The sequence below is a fragment of the Roseovarius sp. genome (genome assembly GCF_027019125.1).
In the GTDB taxonomy this organism is placed as follows: domain Bacteria; phylum Pseudomonadota; class Alphaproteobacteria; order Rhodobacterales; family Rhodobacteraceae; genus Roseovarius.
In genome coordinates, this window is the sequence record NZ_JALUXE010000018.1 from 14,138 (window position 1) to 32,166 (window position 18,029).

An 18,029-nucleotide genomic window follows, 5' to 3' on the forward strand; every position below is an offset into this window, starting at 1 on the left:
GCTCTCTTGCCGCATAAAGCACAGCGCGCTATGCAGGCGCGAAACCATCACCAGGAGTTCCGCCAATGACCGACCTGCCGGGCATCGTGATCACCGGGGCCTCTGGCCGCATGGGCCAGATGCTGATCCGCACCCTTGCCGATAGTCCGCGCGCGACGCTCATCGGCGCGCTTGAGCGCCCCGGACACGCTTGGATCGGGCAGGATGTGGGTCGCGCCATGGGCGGGGCCGAGATGGGTGTGACTGTGACCGACGATCCGCTCGAGGTGATCGCACGCGCCCATGCGGTGATCGACTTCACCTCCCCCGCGGCCACGCGGGAGTTCGCCACGCTGGCCGCTCAGGCGCGGGTCGTGCATGTGATCGGCACCACCGGGCTCGACGCGGACGACCTCAAACATCTCGACGCCGCAGCGCGCCACGCTGTGATCGTGCGCGCAGGCAACATGAGCCTTGGCGTCAATCTGCTCACCCAACTGACCAAGCGCGTGGCCGCCGCCCTGGACGAGGATTTCGACATCGAGATCGTCGAGGCGCATCACAATCAAAAGGTCGATGCCCCCTCCGGCACCGCGCTCATGCTGGGCGAAGCGGCAGCAGAGGGGCGCGGGGTCGCGCTCGACCGTGTGAGCGACCGCGGCCGCGACGGCATCACCGGCAAGCGCACGCGCGGGCACATCGGATTTTCGGCCATTCGCGGCGGCGATATCGTCGGTGAACATGACGTGATCTTTGCGGCGGCAGGCGAGCGGATCGTGCTGCGCCACATCGCCACCGACCGCGCCATTTTCGCGCGCGGGGCGCTCAAGGCCGCGCTCTGGGGGCTTGGGCGCAAACCGGGTAGCTATGACATGATCGACGTTCTGGGCCTCGGCGAAAACTGATCCGATCCCGGCGCTCTCGCGTATCCAGTGCAAACCACTTTTGGTCTGGTGTCCCGATGCGCGTTCTTTCTGCTGCCCTGCTGTTCCTCGGACTGGCCGCCCCTGCCATGGCAGAGGGCTTTGCCCCGGTAACCAAACGCGACCGGTTCGTGTCACTGATCGAAGGGCGGGACCTGACCCGCTTTGGCATCACCCTCAGCGTGACCTCTGATGGCCAGATCAAAGGCCGCGCCTTTGGCCGGGACGTCACCGGCGCATGGCGCTGGAATGGCGATTACTTCTGCCGAGACCTCTTTTGGGGCAAGATGGACCTCGGCCCGAACTGTCAGGCGGTGCGCCTGAATGGCGACACGATCCGCTTCATCTCGGATCAGGGCACGGGGCAGTTTGCGGATCTTTACCTGCGCTAAGCCCGCGAATGCTAAACCCGGAATAGTCGCGTCAAGCTCTCACAACGTTCAACAGCTTGTCGGGATTGCGCATGATGTAGATCCAGTCGATCTTGCCCGACGGGTCCAGCGTCAGTGTGTACAGCACATCCTCCGCTCCCCCATCGAGAATCGCAAGCGCGGGCGCACCATTGGCCTGCACCCACCGCGGCACCGCAGGACCGGCCTTTGCCGCGACCGCGAGGATCACCTGCGCCACCTCTGACGCCCCCATGAGCGACCGCAGCGCCGCGCGCGCCTTGCCGCCGCCATCGCTGATGGCTGTGACATCGGGCGAGAGCATGGCAAGTACCGTGGCGTGATCCTGTGCCATCGCCGCCTGTGCGAAGCGGTCGAGCGCCACCCGAACCGCGCTCTGGTCAGGCGCGAAACGCGGGCGCACCTCTCTCAGGCGCGCGGCGGCGCGACTCACCATTTGAGGACAGGCGGTCTCACTGCGACCAAGCGCGGCAGCGATTTCGGCATAATCGGCATCGAATACCCGACGCAGGAGGAACGCCGCGCGATCCTCGGGGCCAAGCCTTTCCATCGCCCACAGAAGGGCAAGATGACACTCCTCAGCCAGCGCCACCCGCGCCGCGCCATCGGCCTCGTCCACTTCGGCGATGATCGGTTCGGGCAGCCACGGGCCGACGTAATGCTCGCGCCGCGCCCGCGCGCGGCGCAGCGCGTCCACCGCCAATCGCGTCGTCACCTGCCGCAGCCATGCGCGCGGCGCCTCAACCGTTGCCGCATGTGCGGACCAGCGCAGCCACGCGTCCTGAACCACGTCTTCGGCCGCCGCGCGCTCGCCCAGCATCCGGTAGGCCAGTGCCGTCAGGTGCGGGCGCTCGGCCTCGAAGAGATGCAGCGCGTCACCGGTCATGGATCTGCCTTCACAACCGCGATGTCCTTTTCGCCCAGCCTGATCGCATGGCAGGCCGCGCCATGCCCCAGCCCGCGCTTGAGCACCGGATAGACCCGCCCCGAGGCGGCAGCAAACGCTGCGGCGATGGCCGCACGCGCCCCGTGCCGCCGAACGATCTCGGCGCGCAATGTCTCGGCATCCTCCGCCCCTTCGATTGCCGCCTCTGCAAAGCAAAAGCCAAGACCCACCGCCCCAGCCGCCGCGAAATCGCGCCTCAGGCAGGCGGCCAGACACGCGGAGTCCACCCCCTTTGCCAGCGCGTCGTTACACACAAGCTGCGCGCAGGGGCCGCAATCGCCGTCCAACACAGAAGCAAGGATCGCGCCCGCCCAGATGTCGGGATCAGGCCCGGTCAACCGGCTCAACGCAGGCAGGAAAAGATAGCGCAGCCCTGCACCGGGCCATGCATCGGTCATCCCCTGAAGGTAGGTCGTGTCATACTCATGGAGCCGCGCAAAGCGTCGGAACCCGATGTTCAGCAGCCAACGCATCATGACCTGCCCTCCGGTGCCTTGATCCTTAGGCACAACACGGCGACCAGCGCAATCAACCCGGGCAGCACGGTGGCGACGATCTCGCCCGCCCCGCCATGCGGCCCGTGATCGACCGCCTCGGCAAGGTGCAGCCCGCCATGCATGAGTGGGAATCCGGCCCCCGCGAGCGCCACCCGCCAGTCGCGCAGCACCGCCCCGGCACCCAGTGCCAATGCAGAGGCCACAAAGGCAAGACCCACGTCGCGGAAAAAATGAATGTTGAACGCGCCGGTGTCGGACACGCCGGGAATGGTGGCGTAGAATCCCCCGGGCGAGACCACGAGCCAAAGCCCGATTCCCCCGCACCACGCCGCTACAAGAGCTATGAAAGATCGCGTCATTTAGCACCTCCTTGTCCCGTAAAGACGAAACGGAGGGCCGAGTTGTGACAGGCGATGTTGAAAAAGAGCGGGGATCGGGGGCTATCCCGCCCGGTTTAGAAATCGATGGCGAGGCCCTTTTTCTCCCAATCGCCATAGCGTACGGGCTCCAGCCCCTCGCGCCGCCCCCCCAATTCGCGCGGCAGGTCCAGTGCCTCGGCGGCCTTGCGCCGTGCTTCGGCCTCGGCCAATGCACGTTTGGCGGCGGCGGGCAAGTCGCGGTGCTGGTCGCTGTCATCATCGGTCATGGGCGGGCTTTCCTTGGCAAGACCCTCTTGATATATCGCACAGCCAACCGCTCGCCAAGGACATGGCCCATGAAAAAGAACCAGCCAACCGCCCGCTCCGCTGCGGCGCATCTGCTCGACCGCGTGCTGGGGGATGGACGGCTGCTCTCGGATCTCATCGCCGGGGGTGCGCTCGATGCGCTCTCCCCCGCCGACCGCGCGCGCGCGCAACGGCTGGCCTCTGAGACGCTGCGTGGGCTGGCGCGCGCCGACCGCCTCTTGTCCCGCCACCTGCGCAAGACACCGCCTCTGCCCGTCCACAACGTGCTGCGTCTGGCCACGGTCGAACTGGCGCAGGGCGGCGAGTCGCATGGTGTGGTCAATGCCGCCGTTGACATCGTGGGTCAGAGCGCGCGGCACGCTTCGCTCAAGGGTCTGGTCAACGCGGTGCTGCGCAAACTGGCCGACGAGGCACCGCGCAGTTGGAATGACCTGCGTCTGCCCGGCTTGCCCGACTGGCTGCGCGGTCCGCTGGTCGAGGCCTGGGGCAAGGCGGCCGTTACCGCCATGGAGCGCGCGCATTTCGCTGGTGCGGCCCTCGACATCACCGTGAAATCAGACCCCGAAGGTTGGGCCGAGGCCCTCGGGGCCACGCTTTTGCCCACCGGCTCGCTGCGGCGCGCCGATCCGGGGCAGGTGTCGGCGCTGCTTGGCTATGCCGAGGGCGCGTGGTGGGTGCAGGATGCCGCCGCCGCGCTGCCTGTGCAGGTCTTGGCCCCGCAACCCGGCGAAAAGGTGCTTGATCTCTGCGCCGCACCGGGCGGCAAGACGCTGCAACTTGCGGCGGCAGGGGCCGAGGTCACGGCGATTGACCTCTCCGAACGCCGCATGGCGCGGGTGGCCGAGAACCTCGCGCGCACCGGCCTTGCCGCCACCTGCCGGGTCGAGGACGCGCGCACCCATCAGGGCGGTCCCTATGATGCCATTCTGCTTGACGCACCCTGTTCCGCGACCGGCACGATCCGGCGTCACCCCGATCTGCCCCATGCCAAGGACGGCTCTGACTTTGGCACGCTGATCGCGCTGCAGTCCGAGATGCTGGACCATGCGCTGGCCCTGCTGAAACCCGGCGGGCGGCTCGTGTTTTGCACCTGCTCGCTCTTGCCCGACGAAGGCGAATGCCAGGTGGAAGAGGCGCTGGCACGTCACCCCGGCCTGCGCGTCGACCGCAACGCCCTCGAGCATCCCGGACTTGACCCGGCCTGGATCACCGAAGAGGGCGGGCTACGCCTGCGGCCCGATTACTGGGCAGACCTGGGCGGAATGGATGGATTCTACATCGCCTGCCTGCGATTTTAACGCCACCAGCCCTGTCAAAGAAACGGTGACTTGACCACCCCCCACCGCTATAGTGCCTTCATCAACGCCGCGAGAAGCGTCCAGAGGCACGGCATATGTCCACATCCGAACCCTTGCCAGAACGCTGGCCAGAGCGCTGGTCGCGCCTTCTGAACCGCGTGGCGGCGCGCCGCGCCGCGCTCAGCCGCCCCGCCACCGCCTTTCTGTCGCAGCCAGAACCGCGCAGCATCGGCTACCTTGCCCGTGGCCGACAGCTCTGCGCCGGGAATTTCGTCTTTGCCGGCCATTTGATCGAAGCCCCCGACACCAACATCTGGGATCTTGATCCGCCCGACGCAGCCTTTGCCGCGCAGTTGCACGGGTTCGGCTGGCTTGACGATCTGGCGGCGGCGGGTGATGCCGTCGCGCGCACCAGGGCTCAAGCCTGGCTCTGGGCTTGGATCGACCGCTATGGCAACGGCACCGGACCGGGCTGGACCCCGGACCTGACTGGCCGCCGCTTGATTCGCTGGATCAGTCAGGCGCTCTTCGTGCTCAGCGGGCAACCCTCGCAGGCGTCCGCCCCTTTCTACCGCTCTCTCGCACAACAAACCGCCTTTCTGGCCCGCCGCTGGCAAGCCGCCCGCCCCGGTCTGCCCCGGTTCGAGGCGCTGACGGGCCTCATCTATGCCGGTCTGTCGCTTGAGGGGATGCACCCCCATCTCGGACCGGCCCTGAGCGCCCTCGCGCGCGAATGTGACAGCCAGATCGACGCGCAAGGCGGCGTGCCCACGCGCAATCCCGAAGAACTGCTCGAGGTTTTCACCCTGCTCACCTGGGCCGCCATGGCCCTCAGCGAATCCGGCAAAACGGCCGGCGAGGCGCATTGGCGCGCGATCGAACGCATTGCCCCCACCCTGCGCAGCCTGCGCCATGCCGATGGCGGTCTCGCGCGCTTTCACGGCGGCGGGCGCGGGCTGGAAGGGCGGCTCGACAGCGCATTGGCCACCAGCGGCGTCAAGACGCGGCGCATGGACGGTTTGGCCATGGGCTTTGCCCGGCTCGGCGCGGGCCGCACCAGCCTTATCATCGACGCGGCGCCGCCCCCCACCGGCCCGGCCTCTGCCGGGGCGCATGCCTCAACTCTGGCACTCGAACTGACCTCGGGGCGGCGCCCGCTGATCGTCAATTGCGGCTCGGGCCACAGCTTTGGGCCGGACTGGCGACGGGCAGGACGCGCCACGCCCTCGCATTCGACACTTGTGCTTGCCAGTGGCTCCAGCGCGCGGCTCAGCACGGACAAACGCCATCCCGACTGGCTGAGCGAGGCCCCGCGCACTGTGCCGGTCAACCTGAGCAAAGCCCCAGACGGGCTGCGTTTCGAGGGCGCGCACGATGGCTATCTGCGCAGCCATGGCCTGACCCATGTCCGGCAACTCGATCTGACCTCGGACGGCCGTGGGCTTGCGGGCGAAGACATGCTGCTCGCCATCGAAGAGATGGACAAGCGCCGCTTTGATCGCGCCCTTGACGACAGCCGAATGCAGGGCATCACCTACGATATCCGCTTTCATCTGCACCCGGATGTCGACGCATCGGTCGATATGGGCGGTGCGGCGGTGTCCCTGGCGCTGCGCAGCGGTGAAATTTGGGTCTTCCGCAGCGACGGGCGCGCCGCTTTGTCCTTGCAACCGAGTGTGTATCTTGAAAAAACGCGGCTCAAACCGCGTGCGACCAAACAGATCGTTTTATCCGGCCGCGCGATGGACTATGCGACCCATCTGAGATGGTCACTGGCCAAGGCGCAAGATACCCCGGTCGGCATCCGCGATGTCGAGGAGGAGGCGCTTGATCCCGTGGCCGACGACTGAACCGACAAGGCAGGACCGCCCGACATGACCGATCAAGCGCCCATCACCCGCGCCCTTCTCTCCGTTTCCGACAAGACCGGGCTTCTTGAGCTCGGTCGCGCATTGGCCGAACGCGGGGTCGAACTCCTGTCCACCGGAGGCACCGCCAAGGCGCTGCGCGACGCGGGGCTCGCGGTGCGTGACGTGGCCGAGGTGACAGGCTTTCCCGAGATGATGGACGGACGCGTCAAGACCCTGCACCCGATGGTGCATGGCGGCCTTCTGGCGCTGCGCGACAACCCCGAGCATCAGGCGGCGATGCAGGCGCATGGCATCGGTGCCATCGACCTTCTGGTCGTCAACCTCTACCCGTTCGAGGAAACCGTGGCGCGCGGCGGCGATTACGAAACCTGCGTCGAGAATATCGACATCGGCGGCCCGGCGATGATCCGCGCGGCGGCCAAGAACCACGGCTTTGTCAGCGTGGTGGTGGATGTGGCCGATTACGCGCCGCTTCTGGCGGAACTTGATGCGCATGACGGCCATACGACACTTGCCTTCCGGCAGCGTCTGGCACAGATCGCCTATGCCCGCACCGCCGCCTATGACGCGGCGGTCAGCACTTGGCTCGCGGGGGCCATTGGCGATGCCGCGCCGCGCCGCCGCGCCTTTGCCGGAACGCTGGCACAAACCCTGCGTTACGGCGAAAACCCGCATCAGGCGGCGGCCTTCTACACCGATGGCTCGGAGCGCCCCGGCGTGGCCACGGCCCGCCAAGTGCAGGGCAAGGAGCTGAGCTACAACAACATCAACGACACGGACGCGGCCTTTGAACTGGTCAGCGAATTCGCCCCCGCCGATGGCCCCGCCTGCGCCATCATCAAACATGCCAACCCCTGCGGCGTGGCGCACGGCGCGACGCTGCTCGAGGCCTACAAACACGCCTTCGACTGTGACCGCACCTCGGCCTTTGGCGGCATCATCGCGCTCAACCAGCCGCTCGACGCTGCCACCGCCGAAGAGATTGCCGAGATCTTCACCGAGGTGGTGATTGCCCCCGGCGCAGACGCTGGCGCCATGAGTATTTTTGCCAAGAAGAAGAACCTGCGCCTGCTCTTGACCGATGGGCTGGCCGATCCTGCCACTGCCGGGCGGATGATCAAGCAGGTCTCGGGCGGCTACCTCGTGCAGGACAAGGACAACGGCCGTATCAACGCCGCCGATCTCAAGGTTGTGACCAAACGCGCGCCCGATCCGCGCGAACTGGAGGATCTGCTCTTTGCGTGGAAAGTGGCGAAACACGTCAAATCCAACGCCATCGTCTACGTCAAGGACGGGGCCACCGTCGGCGTGGGCGCAGGCCAGATGAGCCGGGTCGATAGCTGCCGCATCGCGGCGCGCAAGGCCGTGGACATGGCCGAAACCCTCGATCTTGCCGCGCCCCTGACCCAAGGCAGCGTCGTGGCTTCGGATGCGTTCTTTCCCTTTGCCGATGGGCTGATGACCGCCGCCGAGGCGGGTGCCACCGCCATCATTCAGCCCGGCGGCTCGATGCGCGATGACGAGGTGATCGCAGCGGCGGATGCGGCGGGGTTGGCCATGGTCTTCACCGGCATGCGCCATTTCCGGCACTGACGCGCCGATGCGGATCGTATTCTGGACGGCGTTCTGGGTCTTCCTGCTGGATCAGGCCACGAAATATCTCGTGGTGCATATGATGGACCTGCGCAGCCTCGGGTCCATCGACCTCTGGCCGCCGTTCATCAATCTGCGCATGGCGTGGAACTACGGGATCAACTTCGGGATTCTGGCGGGCGATGATCCGCTCACCCGGTGGGTGCTGATTGCCGTGGCGCTGGTCATCTCGGGCGCGGTCCTGTGGTGGGTGCATAGCGAACCCTTGGGCCGCTGGCACCGGTTCGCCGCAGGGCTGCTGGTGGGCGGCGCTCTCGGCAATGTGATCGACAGGCTGATCTATGGGGCGGTGGCGGATTTCCTCAACATGTCCTGTTGCGGCATTTCCAACCCCTATGCGTTCAACGTGGCCGATATCGCCGTGTTTGCCGGTGCCTTTGGCATGGTTCTGCTGCCTTCGGGCAAAAAGCCCTCGTGACCTTGCGCCTTGAATGCGATAAAGCTCCCATGACCTTGCAGGAGAGTGGCGATGACGATGCCGCGAAAGACAGTTCTGACCTTTCTTGTGGCCACGCTCGTGGCCGGGTGCGGCGGGCGCGATGACGTCACGCTGAGCCGTATCCGCCATACCGGAAACGGCCCGGACGAATTTTCCATCATCCCCGGCAAGCCCCTGCAAACGCCCGAGGATCTGGGCAGCCTGCCCGCGCCGAACCCCGGCGGCAGCAACCTCACCGATCAGAACCCCCTCGCCGATGGCGTGGCCGCCCTTGGCGGCAATCCGGCAGGCGGGGTCGCGAGCAATGGCGCGCTTGTCAATCACGCCAACCGTTTCGGGGCCACCACCCCGGCCATTCGCCAGACCCTCTCTGCCGAGGACAAGGCGCTGCGTCAGGCCCATGGCCGCGTCGATGTGCTGCGCTTCCTGCCCGGCGACGATTACGTGCAGGCCTACCGCCGCGAGTGGCTGGATGCCTATGCCGAAGAACGCTACCTGCGCAATCGTGGCGTGGTCACACCGGCAAGTCCGCCCCCGCCAAAGTGAACGTGACCCCGCTTGAAACGGCGCGGCCAAGGCGTATCTAGCAGATCAAACGCGACTTAGACCGGAGACCGTATATGCGACATTTCCTCGCCGGGCTGACGCTGGCCCTTCTGCCGCTTGCGGCACCGACATCGGCCTCGACCGCCGATCAGGTGACGCATTTCACGCTCGACAACGGGCTTGATGTGGTTGTGATCGAGGATCATCGCGCGCCCGTGGTCACGCAGATGCTCTGGTATCGCGCCGGGTCCGCCGACGAGACACCGGGCGTGTCGGGTGTTGCCCATTTCCTCGAGCATCTGCTGTTCAAGGGCACCAAGACCATGGAACCGGGCGAATTTTCCGCCACCGTGGCGCGCAACGGCGGCTCGGACAACGCCTTTACCAGCTACGATTACACCGCCTATTTCCAGCGTATCGCGGCCGACCGTCTCGACCTCATCATGCGGATGGAATCGGACCGCATGACCAATCTGCAACTGGACGAAGCCGATATCATGACCGAGCGCGACGTGATCATCGAAGAGCGCAATCAACGGGTCGAAAACAGCCCCGGCGCGCTGTTCCGTGAACAAAAGAACGCGATGCAATATCTCAATCACCGCTACGGCGTGCCGATCATCGGCTGGCGACACGAGATGGAGGCGCTCGATCTCGACGCGGCACTCGATTACTATCGGACCTTCTATGCGCCCAACAACGCCATCCTGATCGTCGCGGGCGATGTCACCCCCGAGATTGTGCGCACCCTGGCCGAAACCCACTACGGCCCCATCGCCGCCAATCCCGACCTGCCCGAACGCGTCCGCCCGCAAGAGCCACCGCAACTGGCGGAACGCCGGATCACTATGCGCGACGCGCGCGTATCGCAACCCTATGTCACCCGCTCCTATCTGGCACCCGAGCGCGACAGCGGCGCACAGGAAAAAGCCGCGGCACTGACCCTGCTCGCCGATATTCTGGGCGGCGGTCAAACCTCGCTTCTGGCCGAAAAACTTCAGTTCCAGACCCAGACAGCGGTGCAGGTCGGCGCGTCTTATTCGGGCCTGTCGCTCGATGACACCACCTTTGACCTCTTTGTCGTGCCCGCCCCCGGTGTCACACTGGAACAGGCCGAAGCCGCGATGGACGAGGCGCTGATCACCTTTCTCGAAACCGGCGTGGATGCCGACCAGCTTGAGCGTATCAAGATGCAATTCCGCGCCTCGGAAACCTATGCCCGTGACGATGCCGGCGGCTTGGCCCATCGTTATGGTCAGGCTCTGACCCAAGGCCTGACCGTGGCCGATGTGCAGGCATGGCCCACTCTCATCCAGGACACCACCGCCGAAGAGATCATGCAGGCCGCGCGCGATGTGCTGGACCACACCCAATCCGTCACAGGCTGGCTTATGGCACCGGAGGTCACGCAATGATCCGTTTCGTTCTGAGTTTCATCCTGCTATTGGCCGCGCTGCCCGCGCGCGCCGAAATCGAGGTGCGGGAAATCACCACGCCCGGCGGGCTCGATGCCTGGCTGGTCGAGGATCACTCGATCCCCTTCGTGGCGCTCGAACTGCGCTTTCGCGGCGGTGGCTCTCTTGACCCCGAGGGCAAGCGCGGTGTGACCAATCTCATGGTCGGACTGCTCGAAGAAGGTGCCGCCGAGATGGACGCGCAGGGTTTTGCCCGCGCCTCCGAATCCCTTGCCGCCGATTTCAACTATTCGGTCAATGATGACCGGGTCAGCGTCTCTGCCCGCTTCCTCACCGAGAACCGCGATCAGGCGATTGATCTCTTGCGCGCAAGCCTCGTGGAACCGCGCTTTGACCCGGACGCCATCGAGCGTGTGCGCGCGCAAATACTCTCGATTATCAACTCCGCCCAAACTGACCCGCGCGATATCGTGGCAAAGGCGTTTGACGGCCTCGTATTCGGCGATCATCCCTATGGATCATCGCTTGATGGCACGGCTGAGACTGTGACAGCCCTCACCCGCGACGATATCGTGGCCGCGCATCAGGGCGCGCTTGCGCGGGATCGGATCTATATCTCCGCCGTGGGCGACATCACCGAGGCAGAGCTTGCCGCTCTGCTCGACAGGCTTCTTGGCGGCCTGCCCGAAACCGGCGCCCCCCTGCCGGGCGCGGCTGATCCCAACCTGCCCGGCGGCGTCAAGGTCACGGATTTCGCCACCCCGCAATCCATCGTGGCCTTTGCCCAACCCGGCATTGACCGCGATCATCCCGATTTCTTCGCCGCCTATATCCTCAATCATATCCTCGGCGGTGGCGGCTTTGAAAGCCGCCTGATGACCGAGGTGCGCGAGAAGCGTGGGCTGACCTATGGTGTCTATTCCTACCTTGCCGACAAGGACGCGGCCCAGCTTTGGATGGGGTCCGTCGCCTCTGCCAATGACCGTGTCGCCGAGGCGATCAGCGTCATTCGCGCGGAATGGGCGCGGATGCACACCGACGGTGTCACCCCGGAGGAACTGGAAAACGCCAAGACCTATCTGACCGGCGCCTATCCCCTGCAATTCGAGGGGAACGGCCCCATCGCCGACATCGCCGTCGGCATGCAGATGGAGGGGCTTCCCACCGATTACATCACCACCCGCAATGACAAAGTGAATGCCGTCACGCTCGAGGACATCAACCGCGTCGCGCGCGACCTCCTTGATCCCGAGGCGCTCACCTTTGTGGTGGTGGGTCAACCCGAAGGGCTGGACAGCACGCTCAACTGACCCCGCCGCCCTGACGCAATCCCACCCGCGTCAGGGCCGCATCCAGGGGGGCCTTGTCCGGCAGATTCAGCCGCATCGGCAGGCTTAAGACCTTACGCCGAAACGCCTCTGGCAAACGCACGGCATCCTCTTCCGTCGTGACCAGTTGCGCCGCCCGCAGGTAGGCCTCGCGCTCCAGCCGCGCGAGCAGACCCGCACCATAGGCCTCCTCTGTCGCCAGAGCCTCGCAGCGCACAGGCTCTGCTCCAAGACCGCGCAGGGTGGCAAAGAAAAGCTCTGGATCTTCTCCCCCCGCAAAGGCCAAGAGCCGCGCCCCCGCCCACTCCATGCCGGTGGGCAGCGGTTGCAGATCGCCCGGCATCCTTGGCATGTCGAGCCGCGCACGCCAAAGCTCTGCAAATCGCTCTTGGGCGGAACGCGGCCCGATCGGGATCAGCAGATCAACCCGCGCCAACGCCATCACCAGTGGTTCCGCAAGCGGCCCCGCCGGGCGACAGCGTCCGTTGCCAAACCCGCGCACCGCATCGACCACGCCAATGGATACATCCTTGACCAGCGCCGGATCGCGCAACCCGCCCATCATCACGAGACAATCGGCCCCGCCTTCCGCCAAGGCCGCGCGCGCGCCCGATGCCCAGTCGGGCGCAACCCATGTCGGCGCGAAATCCGCAGCAAGCAGCGCAGCCGCCCCAACCTCTGCCGCCCCATGGCGGCGCGGCTCTATCCGGAGCGGTCCGCTTCCTCCACGCGCAAGAATGACCGGCTGAAGGTCCAGCCCCTGCACATGCCCCACAATCGCCAGTACCGCAGGCAGAGGGCCGACACCCCCCGCCGCCAATGCATCGACCGAGATCACCGGCACCGGCGCGCGCCAGCCCTCGCCCCCCACACGCCCGCCGCGCGCCCGCCAGTGCGCCCAAGGCGTCAACAACCGCGCGCGCAGGCCGGGCCGGTCCGGTGGCGTGAACCAATGCGCGGGCAAGCTCATCGCGCGGCGTCCAGCCGGTCCAGCCGATCCAGCAGCATATCCTGAATCCGGTCCGTCACCGCCGCCCCGCGCGAGGCCACATCCCAGGCCGCATGGGCCATCACCGCCGCCTGATCCGGCGCAATCAATCGCTGCACCGCCGCCGTGAGCGTCGCGCTGTCGCGCACGATCCGCGCTGCCCCCGCCTCGGCATAGCGCGAATACCGGTTGAGGTAGCGGCCCACATTCGGGCCATAGAGGATCGCCGATCCATGCGCGGCAGGCTCGTTGGGATCGCGCCCATGCTGGCCCGAGACCAGCGACGAACCCATGAATGTCACCGGGGCCAGGCGATACCACAGGCCCATCTCGCCCCGCGTATCCGCCAGAATCACCTGCGTTGTCTCGCTTGGCATTTCGCCTTCGGACCAGACCGCGACCCGCCAGCCCTGCGTGTCCAACATGGCGCGCATCTCGGCGCAATCCTCCAGATCGTCCGGCACAACGATCAGAACGCTACGATGCGCCAGACGGCTCACCTCTCGGTGCGTCTCCAGCACCGTGGCCAGCTCGTCGCGGTGGATACGCGACGCAAGCCAGATCGGACGGCTGCGCAAGAGGCCTGCCATCTCTTCGCGCTCGGCGGCCCTGAATGGCAGCGTCATCGCCCCTTCCTGAAACGCGCCCGTAACGGTCACGATCCGCTCGGGTGCCCCAAACCTGCGGACCAGCCGGGCCGCCGCTTCGGTTCGGGTCAGGATTTCCGTAAACAGCCCCAAGACTGCACGCGGCATATCGGGAAACCAGCGCCAGCTTGCCCGATCCAGGTTCTCCTCATCGGCATCGACGAGATAGAGCGGAATGTTCATCCGCGCCGCACAAATCAACAACGCAGGGCGCAGATCGCCACCGGTCCATAGGCAGATATCAGGCCGCCAATGGCCCAGAAATGCCTCTGCTGCGGGCAGGTTATCCTCGGGAATCGTCTGCCAGATGACGGATGGCGCCGTGTCGGTGCGCGCGGGTGTCGTGGCCGCCGTGGTCAGCAAGAGATGCAGACCCCGCCGCTGCGCCGCCAAACGCTCGGCCAGATGCACCAGCGTATCGGCCCGCGCCGCATCGACCGCATGCGCCCAGATGAGCGGCCCCGGCGGGCGCGCCCGATCCGGCGCAGGCCCTGCACGTCCGGCGCGGCGCGCATAGGCCAGATAGGCCGAGAGGCTGAGCGACCGGCTCATGCCAGTCTCTCCGCCAGTGCCGCAAGGGCAGGCGCGGTCAGGCTCTCGGGCGCAGTCACCTCAACCGGCACACCATGCCCGCGCAAGGCCGCCGCATAGCTCTCGGCCTCATCGCCCGACCCGATCAGCATCACACTCTGCCCCAGCCAGTAGGGGCGCGCGGCGGCCAGTTCCGCCGCCAGAAGATGCCCGGTGATGGCGGCACGATCCCCGCGCACCTCGGCCCCGCGCAGATACGCCGCCAGACGCTCCGGGCGGCTCAGCGTATCGGCCAAGGCCACATCACATGGCTCTGCCGTACCCCCCAGGAGCCGCACCAACCGTGGCGTCATGAAGCTTTGGCAACTCACGGCCTCACCGGCGCTCAGATGCACCCAATGGCTCAGGTCGCGCCCGACCACCCAGGCCACCCCGTCCCACTGCGCCCGCCCCCGCAAGAGACCGATCAGCAACAGCCGCACCCAGGCGTCGATCACATCCGGCGGTGCGTCCTGCACAAGCGGTGCCAGCCCCCGTGCAGCCTGCGGCGTGATCTGTGCGGGCAGGTGATCGCCCTGCCCTTCCCCGATCCGGAAAATCCTGTGCGGCAGCGGTGTGACGCTCGCCCGCGCGTCCGCCTCATCCCGGCCCTCTGCCTGCCGGACGATCCGCGCACCTTGCATCACAAAGGCGCGCGCCCTCTCTCCGTCATGGCCAATAACGGCCCAGTCGATCATTGCCGGCGTTCAAGCTGCGCCACGAGACCGGACATGTCATAGCCCGCCTCGGCGGTGGCGCGCAGGATTTCATCCCCGCCCAGATCGCCAAACCGCGTCATGCTCCACAGCATCGTACAGCGCGTGCCGGTGCGGCAATAGGCAAGGATGGGCTTGGGCATCTCGTCGAGCGCCGCGCGAAAGTCGTCCAGCGCCGCCTGTGTCATTTGCCCCGACACGATGGGCACCCACCGCACCGCAAGGCCCGCCGCCTCTGCTGCCGCTGCAACGGCATCATAGGCCGGTTGCCCGTAATCCTCGCCGTCCGGGCGATTGCACAGGATCGAGCGGTATCCGGCACCGGCAATGGCGGCCACATCCTCTACCTCGATCTGCGGGGAAACGGTGAAGTCTTGGGTAATCGGGCGCAGGTCCATGAGGCTCTCCAGCAGGGTTTGGCCCATCTATGCGCAAATCCCCGCCCGGATTCAATGGCACAGACGCGACAGTGACAGAGCGGCGCGCGGCGATACGTCACGCGCGCGCCTCGGCGCCAAATACGAAGAATCTTGCAGCACATCCCGATTTTTGCCGAAATTTACGGCATTCGGCCTGCAAATCCGGGAAATCCGGGAAAACCGCAGACGTAACCTCTGGTAGAGTAGACTACCGGGTGCCGTCGGGATGCCCGGACCACAACAACAGCGAGGGAGATCCTGTCATGTCTGGAAAATTCGTCGTCGGCTACGACGGCAGCGTGTCATCGCGGCGCGCCCTGGAGTTCGCGGTCGATCGCGCACGCGCTCAAGGCGGCACCATCGTGCTCGCGCATGTGCTGGAATGGTCGCCCTATTCCTTTCTGACGGCCAGCGAGTTGGAAGAACGCCACAAGCGCCGCCGCGAAGAGATGGAGCGCGCGGAAAAGGCGATCACCTCGACCGTGGTCACCGAGTTGCAGGACAGCGGCATGCCGGTGGAAACCGTGATCCGCTATGGCAATACCGCCGATCTGCTCTGCCGCATCGCCAAAGAGGTGAACGCCGTCCAGATCGTCATCGGCCGTGACGGGCAATCGGCAATCGGCGCGCGGGTGTTCGGTTCGGTCGCGGGTGCGCTCGTGCAGACGGCCCCGGTGCCCTGCACCATTGTTCCATAACAGCAAGAAACAACAGGGATGATACATATGAAACGACTCGCATTTCCTGCGGCGGCGGCAGGGGCGGCCTTGCTCGCCATGCCCGCCCATGCACAATCCATCGACGAAAAGGTGAACCAGATTTTCTCAAGCTCGACCGGCTGGTTCGTCAATCTGATCTTTTCCAACTTTCCGGGCACGTCCTTTCCGTGGATCGTGGCGTGGCTCGTGATCGGTGCCACCGTGTTCACGCTCTATTTCGGCTTTGTCCAGTTCCGCGCCGTGGGCCATGCCATTGCCCTCGTCAAAGGCGACTATTCCGACCCGAACGATGCCGGTGAGGTCAGCCATTTTCAGGCGCTCGCCACTGCCCTTTCGGGCACCGTGGGCCTCGGCAATATCGCGGGTGTCGCCGTCGCGGTCAGCATCGGTGGCCCCGGCGCGACCTTCTGGATGATCCTTGCGGGCCTCATGGGCATGGCATCGAAATTCACCGAATGCACCTTGGGCGTGAAATACCGCAACGAATACCCCGACGGGCGCGTTTCGGGCGGCCCGATGTATTACCTGACCAAGGGCTTTGCCGAACGCGGTGTGCCGGGCGGCAAGATCCTCGCCGTGCTCTTCTCGATCTTCTGTATCCTCGGCGCGCTTGGCGGCGGCAACATGTTTCAGGCCAATCAGGCACATCAGCAGATTGCCGGCATCGTCGGCGAATTCCCGGGCTGGATCACCGGGGTGATTTTTGCCGGTGTGGTCTTTGCGGTGATCGTGGGCGGTCTCAAATCCATCGCCCGCGTGACCGAGAAAGTCGTGCCCTTCATGGGCATCCTCTATGTCGGCACGGCCCTCATCATCATCCTCATGAACGCCGATCAGATTGGCTGGGCCTTTGGCCAGATCTTCGAGGGGGCCTTTACCGGGCTTGGCGTCGCGGGCGGCATGGTCGGCGCGCTTATCCAAGGCTTCAAACGCGCGGCCTTTTCCAACGAGGCAGGCGTCGGGTCTGCCGCTATCGCCCATTCGGCGGTGCGCACCAAGGAACCGATCACCGAAGGCTTCGTTTCGCTGCTCGAACCCTTCATCGACACCGTTGTGATCTGCACCATGACCGCATTGGTGATCATCATCACCGGACAGCTTGTGGCAGGGCCCGATGGCAATTACCTCCTCAACGAGGCGGGCACCGCGATCCAGACTGTCGGCGGCACCTCGGGCGTGGGCCTCACCTCGGCGGCCTTTGGCAGCGCGATTAGCTGGTTCCCCTATGTGCTGGCCGTCGCGGTGATCCTCTTCGCCTTCTCCACCATGATCAGCTGGTCCTATTACGGCCTCAAGGCCTGGACCTACCTCTTCGGCGAAGGCGAGACCAAGGAACTGGTGTTCAAGGTGATCTTCTGCATCTTCGTGGTGATCGGCGCGGCCGCCAACCTTGGCCCGGTGATCGACTTCTCGGATGCGGCGATCTTCGCCATGGCGGTGGTCAACATCATCGGTCTCTACATCCTGATGCCCATCGTCAAACGAGAGTTGAACGGCTATCTCAGCCGCCTGAAGTCCGGCGAAATCAAGAAGTTCGAGTAACTTTTCGCCCAATCGGAAATTCACGGGGGCCAGCGGACATCCGCTGGCCCCTTTGGTTTCTGAGAAATCATACATAGCTCGTAGGGATCACGGCATGACGATGTGCCATCAAATTTTCCATACGGAGGAATAATTATGGATAAAGAAACTTATCAGGCAAAGCTTCAGGCCCAACTCGACCAATGGAAAGCCGAGATCGACAAGCTTCAGGCGAAATCGCGCGAGGCCTCTGCCGATATGCAGATCAAGTACGAGGAGCAGATCAAGAACCTGCGCGAAAGACGCGACGAGCTGGAGGCAGAGCACGAAAAGATCAGATCCGCCAGCGCTGAAGCGTGGCGAGATTTCAAGACCGGCGCGGACGCGGCTTGGGACAACATGTCCAAGGCGATGAAATCGGCATGGAGCCGGTTCAGCTAAGCCATGATCGTAAAAGA

The 18,029-nt window shown here is 65.3% G+C and carries 20 protein-coding genes; 12 read left to right on the top strand and 8 right to left on the bottom strand.

Going from position 1 to position 18,029, the window contains the following annotated elements:
• Nucleotides 1-65: 65 nt before the first annotated feature.
• Together dapB and MVC20_RS07055 are read left to right on the top strand one after the other, a co-directional pair.
• On the top strand, nt 66-884 hold the full coding sequence (gene dapB, locus MVC20_RS07050; RefSeq protein ID WP_297539769.1) for a 4-hydroxy-tetrahydrodipicolinate reductase: 819 nt from the start codon (nt 66-68) through the stop codon (nt 882-884).
• A gap of 56 nt (nt 885-940) precedes the next feature.
• Nucleotides 941-1,294, top strand: a complete 354-nt coding sequence (locus MVC20_RS07055; RefSeq protein WP_297539771.1) for a dihydrodipicolinate reductase — start codon at nt 941-943, stop codon at nt 1,292-1,294.
• A 31-nt stretch (nt 1,295-1,325) separates the two neighbouring features.
• On the opposite strand, the gene sigJ is transcribed toward MVC20_RS07055, so the two are convergent.
• The 4 genes from sigJ to MVC20_RS07075 all read right to left on the bottom strand — a co-directional run bounded on the left by sigJ (nt 1,326) and on the right by MVC20_RS07075 (nt 3,401).
• On the bottom strand, nt 1,326-2,198 hold the full coding sequence (sigJ, locus tag MVC20_RS07060; protein WP_297539773.1) for an RNA polymerase sigma factor SigJ: 873 nt from the start codon (nt 2,196-2,198) through the stop codon (nt 1,326-1,328).
• Entirely contained in the window at nt 2,195-2,734 is a 540-nt protein-coding gene (locus MVC20_RS07065) for a hypothetical protein (protein WP_297539775.1), read from the bottom strand. Before MVC20_RS07065 ends, sigJ begins: the two co-directional genes overlap by 4 nt.
• Entirely contained in the window at nt 2,731-3,114 is a 384-nt protein-coding gene (locus MVC20_RS07070) for a hypothetical protein (RefSeq protein ID WP_297539777.1), read from the bottom strand. Before MVC20_RS07070 ends, MVC20_RS07065 begins: the two co-directional genes overlap by 4 nt.
• Nucleotides 3,115-3,209: 95 nt before the next feature.
• The gene (locus MVC20_RS07075; RefSeq protein ID WP_297539779.1) at nt 3,210-3,401 is read right to left on the bottom strand and encodes a DUF1674 domain-containing protein; all 192 of its coding nucleotides are present in this window, start codon (nt 3,399-3,401) and stop codon (nt 3,210-3,212) included.
• Between the two features lie 69 nt (nt 3,402-3,470).
• Here MVC20_RS07075 and MVC20_RS07080 point away from each other — a divergent pair, with 69 nt between their 5' ends.
• The 7 genes from MVC20_RS07080 (at nt 3,471) to MVC20_RS07110 (ending at nt 11,973) form a co-directional block, all read left to right on the top strand.
• Nucleotides 3,471-4,739, top strand: coding sequence for an RsmB/NOP family class I SAM-dependent RNA methyltransferase (locus MVC20_RS07080; protein WP_297539781.1), 1,269 nt, complete (start codon nt 3,471-3,473; stop codon nt 4,737-4,739).
• Nucleotides 4,740-4,834: 95 nt separating this feature from the next.
• Entirely contained in the window at nt 4,835-6,589 is a 1,755-nt protein-coding gene (locus MVC20_RS07085; protein ID WP_297539783.1) for a heparinase II/III family protein, read from the top strand.
• A 24-nt stretch (nt 6,590-6,613) separates the two neighbouring features.
• A complete protein-coding gene (gene purH, locus MVC20_RS07090) occupies nt 6,614-8,203 on the top strand; it encodes a bifunctional phosphoribosylaminoimidazolecarboxamide formyltransferase/IMP cyclohydrolase (RefSeq protein WP_297539785.1) in 1,590 nt (529 codons plus the stop codon).
• Nucleotides 8,204-8,210: 7 nt separating this feature from the next.
• A complete protein-coding gene (gene lspA, locus MVC20_RS07095) occupies nt 8,211-8,681 on the top strand; it encodes a signal peptidase II (RefSeq protein ID WP_297539787.1) in 471 nt (156 codons plus the stop codon).
• A 51-nt stretch (nt 8,682-8,732) separates the two neighbouring features.
• Nucleotides 8,733-9,248, top strand: a complete 516-nt coding sequence (locus MVC20_RS07100; RefSeq protein ID WP_297539789.1) for a DUF3035 domain-containing protein — start codon at nt 8,733-8,735, stop codon at nt 9,246-9,248.
• 74 nt (nt 9,249-9,322) lie between these two features.
• Nucleotides 9,323-10,663, top strand: a complete 1,341-nt coding sequence (locus MVC20_RS07105) for a pitrilysin family protein (RefSeq protein ID WP_297539791.1) — start codon at nt 9,323-9,325, stop codon at nt 10,661-10,663.
• On the top strand, nt 10,660-11,973 hold the full coding sequence (locus MVC20_RS07110) for a pitrilysin family protein (protein WP_297539793.1): 1,314 nt from the start codon (nt 10,660-10,662) through the stop codon (nt 11,971-11,973). The genes MVC20_RS07105 and MVC20_RS07110 overlap by 4 nt, the downstream gene beginning before the upstream one ends.
• Here the strand turns inward: MVC20_RS07110 and MVC20_RS07115 are convergent.
• Genes MVC20_RS07115 through MVC20_RS07130 form a run of 4 tightly spaced genes read right to left on the bottom strand, consistent with a single transcriptional unit; the run spans nt 11,966 to nt 15,337 of the window.
• Complete coding sequence (locus MVC20_RS07115) at nt 11,966-12,961, bottom strand: tetraacyldisaccharide 4'-kinase (protein ID WP_297539795.1); 996 nt, start codon at nt 12,959-12,961, stop codon at nt 11,966-11,968. The genes MVC20_RS07110 and MVC20_RS07115 overlap by 8 nt on opposite strands.
• Entirely contained in the window at nt 12,958-14,178 is a 1,221-nt protein-coding gene (locus MVC20_RS07120) for a glycosyltransferase N-terminal domain-containing protein (protein WP_297539797.1), read from the bottom strand. Before MVC20_RS07120 ends, MVC20_RS07115 begins: the two co-directional genes overlap by 4 nt.
• Entirely contained in the window at nt 14,175-14,894 is a 720-nt protein-coding gene (locus MVC20_RS07125; RefSeq protein ID WP_297539799.1) for a 2-dehydro-3-deoxygalactonokinase, read from the bottom strand. The genes MVC20_RS07120 and MVC20_RS07125 overlap by 4 nt, the downstream gene beginning before the upstream one ends.
• A complete protein-coding gene (locus MVC20_RS07130) occupies nt 14,891-15,337 on the bottom strand; it encodes a TIGR01244 family sulfur transferase (RefSeq protein ID WP_297539801.1) in 447 nt (148 codons plus the stop codon). The genes MVC20_RS07125 and MVC20_RS07130 overlap by 4 nt, the downstream gene beginning before the upstream one ends.
• A gap of 257 nt (nt 15,338-15,594) precedes the next feature.
• On the opposite strand from MVC20_RS07130, the gene MVC20_RS07135 reads away from it, so the two are divergent.
• The 3 genes from MVC20_RS07135 to MVC20_RS07145 all read left to right on the top strand — a co-directional run bounded on the left by MVC20_RS07135 (nt 15,595) and on the right by MVC20_RS07145 (nt 18,012).
• Nucleotides 15,595-16,029, top strand: a complete 435-nt coding sequence (locus MVC20_RS07135) for a universal stress protein (RefSeq protein WP_297539803.1) — start codon at nt 15,595-15,597, stop codon at nt 16,027-16,029.
• A gap of 27 nt (nt 16,030-16,056) precedes the next feature.
• Nucleotides 16,057-17,592 carry an alanine/glycine:cation symporter family protein gene (locus tag MVC20_RS07140; RefSeq protein WP_297539805.1) on the top strand — a complete coding sequence of 512 codons (1,536 nt, stop codon included), beginning with the start codon at nt 16,057-16,059 and terminating at the stop codon, nt 17,590-17,592.
• Between the two features lie 135 nt (nt 17,593-17,727).
• On the top strand, nt 17,728-18,012 hold the full coding sequence (locus MVC20_RS07145; RefSeq protein ID WP_297539807.1) for a hypothetical protein: 285 nt from the start codon (nt 17,728-17,730) through the stop codon (nt 18,010-18,012).
• Nucleotides 18,013-18,029 lie beyond the last annotated feature (17 nt).

Bases quoted from the DNA above. Each gene is read 5' to 3' on its own strand.
- MVC20_RS07075 (WP_297539779.1), bottom strand. From the start codon at position 3,401: ATGACCGATGATGACAGCGACCAGCACCGCGACTTGCCCGCCGCCGCC.
- MVC20_RS07070 (WP_297539777.1), bottom strand. From the start codon at position 3,114: ATGACGCGATCTTTCATAGCTCTTGTAGCGGCGTGGTGCGGGGGAATC.
- purH (WP_297539785.1), top strand. From the start codon at position 6,614: ATGACCGATCAAGCGCCCATCACCCGCGCCCTTCTCTCCGTTTCCGAC.
- sigJ (WP_297539773.1), bottom strand. From the start codon at position 2,198: ATGACCGGTGACGCGCTGCATCTCTTCGAGGCCGAGCGCCCGCACCTG.
- MVC20_RS07085 (WP_297539783.1), top strand. From the start codon at position 4,835: ATGTCCACATCCGAACCCTTGCCAGAACGCTGGCCAGAGCGCTGGTCG.
- MVC20_RS07135 (WP_297539803.1), top strand. From the start codon at position 15,595: ATGTCTGGAAAATTCGTCGTCGGCTACGACGGCAGCGTGTCATCGCGG.
- MVC20_RS07125 (WP_297539799.1), bottom strand. From the start codon at position 14,894: ATGATCGACTGGGCCGTTATTGGCCATGACGGAGAGAGGGCGCGCGCC.
- MVC20_RS07140 (WP_297539805.1), top strand. From the start codon at position 16,057: ATGAAACGACTCGCATTTCCTGCGGCGGCGGCAGGGGCGGCCTTGCTC.
- MVC20_RS07115 (WP_297539795.1), bottom strand. From the start codon at position 12,961: ATGAGCTTGCCCGCGCATTGGTTCACGCCACCGGACCGGCCCGGCCTG.
- MVC20_RS07120 (WP_297539797.1), bottom strand. From the start codon at position 14,178: ATGAGCCGGTCGCTCAGCCTCTCGGCCTATCTGGCCTATGCGCGCCGC.
- MVC20_RS07130 (WP_297539801.1), bottom strand. From the start codon at position 15,337: ATGGGCCAAACCCTGCTGGAGAGCCTCATGGACCTGCGCCCGATTACC.
- MVC20_RS07145 (WP_297539807.1), top strand. From the start codon at position 17,728: ATGGATAAAGAAACTTATCAGGCAAAGCTTCAGGCCCAACTCGACCAA.
- dapB (WP_297539769.1), top strand. From the start codon at position 66: ATGACCGACCTGCCGGGCATCGTGATCACCGGGGCCTCTGGCCGCATG.
- lspA (WP_297539787.1), top strand. From the start codon at position 8,211: ATGCGGATCGTATTCTGGACGGCGTTCTGGGTCTTCCTGCTGGATCAG.
- MVC20_RS07110 (WP_297539793.1), top strand. From the start codon at position 10,660: ATGATCCGTTTCGTTCTGAGTTTCATCCTGCTATTGGCCGCGCTGCCC.
- MVC20_RS07105 (WP_297539791.1), top strand. From the start codon at position 9,323: ATGCGACATTTCCTCGCCGGGCTGACGCTGGCCCTTCTGCCGCTTGCG.
- MVC20_RS07055 (WP_297539771.1), top strand. From the start codon at position 941: ATGCGCGTTCTTTCTGCTGCCCTGCTGTTCCTCGGACTGGCCGCCCCT.
- MVC20_RS07080 (WP_297539781.1), top strand. From the start codon at position 3,471: ATGAAAAAGAACCAGCCAACCGCCCGCTCCGCTGCGGCGCATCTGCTC.
- MVC20_RS07100 (WP_297539789.1), top strand. From the start codon at position 8,733: ATGACGATGCCGCGAAAGACAGTTCTGACCTTTCTTGTGGCCACGCTC.
- MVC20_RS07065 (WP_297539775.1), bottom strand. From the start codon at position 2,734: ATGATGCGTTGGCTGCTGAACATCGGGTTCCGACGCTTTGCGCGGCTC.